This window comes from Acinetobacter sp. UBA6526 (assembly GCF_002434875.1).
Classification (GTDB): Bacteria; Pseudomonadota; Gammaproteobacteria; order Pseudomonadales; family Moraxellaceae; genus Acinetobacter; species Acinetobacter venetianus.
Map to the genome: position 1 here is coordinate 1 of NZ_DJLC01000198.1, position 4,305 is coordinate 4,305.

At 36.4% G+C, this 4,305-nt stretch carries 3 protein-coding genes and 1 pseudogene; all 4 read left to right on the top strand.

Annotated features, from left to right (window positions below; all coding sequences use genetic code 11):
- Positions 1-355 (top strand): SIS domain-containing protein (locus B4237_RS13485; protein ID WP_286943564.1); only part of this gene is annotated, 355 nt, incomplete at its 5' end.
- A 154-nt stretch (positions 356-509) separates the two neighbouring features.
- On the top strand, positions 510-1,316 hold the full coding sequence (locus tag B4237_RS13490; RefSeq protein WP_004965069.1) for a heteromeric transposase endonuclease subunit TnsA: 807 nt from the start codon (positions 510-512) through the stop codon (positions 1,314-1,316).
- Complete coding sequence (locus B4237_RS13495; RefSeq protein WP_278595801.1) at positions 1,300-3,441, top strand: Mu transposase C-terminal domain-containing protein; 2,142 nt, start codon at positions 1,300-1,302, stop codon at positions 3,439-3,441. Before B4237_RS13490 ends, B4237_RS13495 begins: the two co-directional genes overlap by 17 nt.
- A gap of 27 nt (positions 3,442-3,468) precedes the next feature.
- Positions 3,469-4,281: pseudogene (locus B4237_RS13500) on the top strand (ATP-binding protein); the annotation flags it as partial.
- Positions 4,282-4,305 lie beyond the last annotated feature (24 nt).

Consider the following 4,305-nt stretch of genomic DNA (forward strand, 5'->3'; position numbering starts at 1 on the left):
TATTCATGCAGAAGGATATGCAGCAGGTGAATTGAAGCATGGTCCGTTGGCATTAGTCGATAATGAAATGCCTGTGGTGATCTTAGCGCCAAATGACGAAATGCTCGATAAGTTAAAATCGAATATGGAAGAAGTTCAAGCGCGTGGCGGCGAACTTTTTGTATTTGCAGATGAAAACAGCGGCATTCAAGAAAAAGATCGTCAGCATGTTGTACATATCCCCGCAGTGAACGAATGGTTAGCGCCTATTGTTTACAGCGTACCTGTACAGTTGCTTTCTTATCATGTTGCAGTATTACGCGGTACAGATGTCGACCAACCTCGTAACCTTGCGAAAAGTGTTACTGTGGAATAATTAAAAAAATGGAAGAAAGGTTCATGTAAGTAGACAATAAAGCCTCACACCAAACAATAAAGTATCATACTAAACAAAAAAGTATCATACTAGATTGTTTGTTTTATGAACACCTGTTATGCTCATTTCAGATGAACACAACAGGTGTTTTTTTATGCTCTCAGTCCAACAACAACAGAAATGGATCAAAGATGGCCGAGGTGATGGTGAGTTATCATCATATAAACCGTGGTTGACTGTTCGTGATCTATCATCACTTGGTCGTTCTCATCGAGTTTATGGCCATAAAACAAAGCGGACACACCATCTACTCTCAGACTTAGAGCTCGCTATTTTCTTAATTTTAGAATGGAATCCTCTGATTCAAGATATACGAGAACAATTCCCTCTCCGAATAGAACAGACTGAAGAAATCGCCCATTTAACTTGTATTCCACACCCTGCCGTTAGAGGCATTAAGCAGATAATGAGTACAGATTTTTATGTATTTAGTTCCGACGCTATGAATCCTCGATTTAGCATACAAGCTAAATACCAGAAAGATCTTGAAGATATCCGTACAATTGAGAAACTAGAAATCGAACGACGTTATTGGCAAAGCAAAGAAATCCCTTGGCAAATCATCACTGAACAAGAAATTCCTAAAGTGGTTTTTGACAACATTAAATGGTTATATCCTGCCATTAGAGATAATGATCACATCAATCTGTATGATCAAATTGAATTCTATGTAAAACAGTTCCATAAATATCCAAATTTATCCTTGATTAACTTAGCAAAAAAAATTGATTCATCTTATGACCTTGAGATAGGTACATCTCTATCAGAATTACGTGTACTTTTTGCTCAACGTTATTTTAAATTCGACCTAAAATTAAATTACAAAGATTTAGTCCCACCCAATATTCAATTAGGCAATCTAACGACTTGGGAGGAGGTTCGTTATGCTGCGAATCAATGATGTATATCAGTATCAGGATCTCTCGATCAGAATCCTCAAAATTTTATCTGAACATATTGTTTGGATTGATATCAATGATGTGAAAGCACTTCCTGAAATCATCAGCAAAACGGAATTATTTCATGCCATTGAATCTTTTGAGGTATTTCGAATTGAAGATCCATTCCAAGAAATTGCCCTCATCCAGCCCGAAAAAGATTCTACTTCTCAGCTAAAAAGAGATGAAAATTATAATTTAATCAAAGCCATAGTGGATAATGAACAGTTTTATATTCCCAGTATCCGATCTTCACTAATTAATGAAATTATAAATAATAAAAAATCTACTAAACAGACAATATACCGCTTGCTTAGACAATACTGGCAAAGAGGACAGACACCAAATGCCTTAATCCCTAACTACCAAAACTCTGGTGCAAAAGGAAGCAAAAAAGTTGCAAGTCAAAAATTAGGAAGAAAGCGCACTCACAAAGAAGGTACTGGAGCTATTATTACACAAGAGATTGAACGTCTGTTTCATCTCACGATTAGCAAATATTTATTATCAAATAAGAAGCATTCTTTAAAATATGCCAATCGAGAATTTCAAAAGCTATATCGCACACTTTACCCAGATATCCCTGAAAATGAATATCCTACATTACGCCAATTTCAGTATTTTTATCACCGAGAATACAATCAAGTAGCTCGTTTACAGAAGCGATCAAACGACATTGAGTACTCTAAAGACTTACGCCAGCTCCATTCTACTGTAAATACACAAGTTCTTGGCCCTGGTTCACGGTATGAAATAGACGCCACGATTGCTGATATCTATTTAGTTTCTAACCTTGATCGAAGCCGAATAATTGGCCGACCAACAATTTACTTCGTCATTGATGTCTTTAGTCGTATGGTTACTGGCTTATATATTGGCTTAGAAAATGCTTCTTATAAAACAAGTATACAAGCTCTTTATTGCGCTTTTACAGATAAAGTCGCTTTATGCAAAAAGTATGGAATAGATATTACTTATGAAAACTGGCCTTGTATCGGCTTGCCTGATGCGATTTTGGCTGACCGAGCCGAGTTATTTGGTCATCAAGTTGAGAATTTAGAAAAAAGTTTTTCGATCAGGCTTGAGAATGCACCACCCTATCGTGGTGATCTAAAACCAATTGTTGAAAGCAGATTCAAATTAATACAAGCTGAATTTAAACCCTTTGCAAAAGGAGTGGTTCAAGATGTGATCACAAAGAAACGAGGTGGAAAGGACTACCGTTTAGATGCAACACTTAATCTAGATGAATTCACTAAAATTATTCTTTTATCAGTTCTGAAATATAACCAATTTCATCAAATCAACAATTATGATCGTGATATCGATTTACCACATGACCTACCAGCCGTCCCAATGGCGTTATGGAACTGGGGAATACAGCATCGTACGGGGAAACTACGAACAGCTTCCGATCAGGCTGTTTACGTCGCATTATTGCCTAGAGAAAAGGTAACTTTGTCGAACCGAGGTTTGAAACTTTTTGGTGTGACTTATACCTGCCCAGAATTATATGAAAAGGGTTGGCTACACCGCCAAAATACAATAAATCGACCCAAGTTTTTATATGCTGCCTATGATCCAAGTAATGCAGAAAAAATTTATGTTTTCTATGAACAAAGTAGTCTGAAATATTGGGAGGCAACGATTTCCGACTATTCCCGTGAATTTAGAGGCTATAGTTTTTGGGAAGTTTGGCAAATTAATAGTGTTCAGAAAAAAACTTTTGAAAAACAAGACATAAAAAACAACTTAGCTCAATCTGAGCTAGAACAAAAAATCATGGATATTATTCAACAAGCTAGTAGCGAAACACCATTGTCTACTCAAAGCCAGAAAAGTCGAATCTCTGAAATCAGAAGTAATCGAAGCCATGAAAAAGAGCTTGAACGTTCTAAATTGAAAGGTACGACTTCCAGTATTAATGACACTGCTACAAGGGTTATAAAGCCCGAAATCACACAAGATGCTCAGAGCAATGTCATTCCTATGCCAAAGCGGAAGAAGTCATCTGACGAACTTGATGAGGATTTAAAGTTACGTTTCCCTCTATACCACGATTTACTCAGTGAAGATGATGAGCCATAACTTTATTCACGAATAAGGATGAATAGAATGAGTAATAAAGTCATTGTTAAGGAATATCAACCTAGTATTGGGCATTATGCTGGCAATCCATTCATTGAAGCATTACCTCCTATTCTGGATACGCCTGATATTATTAAAGCACTGAGAGGGAAAGTAAATTTCGATATTACAGACCAATCTCTACCAGCATCACAGCGTATACACCTTATTCCTCAATTACTGAATATTTTTTTCCATCCAATTGAACGACATATTGAACTTTGGACAAAATTTTCAATTATGTTAAGACAAGGGTATGTCGGTCGAAATATATCAAATGGAGAATTGAACAAACATATTCAGAATGGTTATGAGCGAACAATGAAAGGTGATATTTCAGCTTTTAGGTATGAGCCTGCTCGTTCAACAGCTCAAAGTATGAGTATTATCGGATGTTCTGGAATCGGTAAAACCACAACGATCAATAATATTCTTAGTGTATACCCACAAGTTATTTATCACGAAAAGTATAACTTCACCCAAATTGTATACTTAAAAATTGACTGTCCTCATGACGGTTCCTTAAAAAGCTTGTGCTTACATTTCTTTAGAGCCGTTGATATTGCTCTTGATACCAACTATGAAGCTAAATACGCTTTAAAGCGTCATGGTGTTGAAACGTTACTCAATTTAATGCGTCAGATTGCAAATTTTCATGCAATTGGCTTGCTTATTATTGATGAAATACAGCACCTTAATATCAAGAACTCTGGCGGTGCCGACAAAATGTTAAATTTCTTTGTCACACTCGTTAATGTGATTAGTTTGCCCGTCATTATGGTGGGTACACCAAAGGCAAGGGGCTTTGTTGCATAAATAAATTTC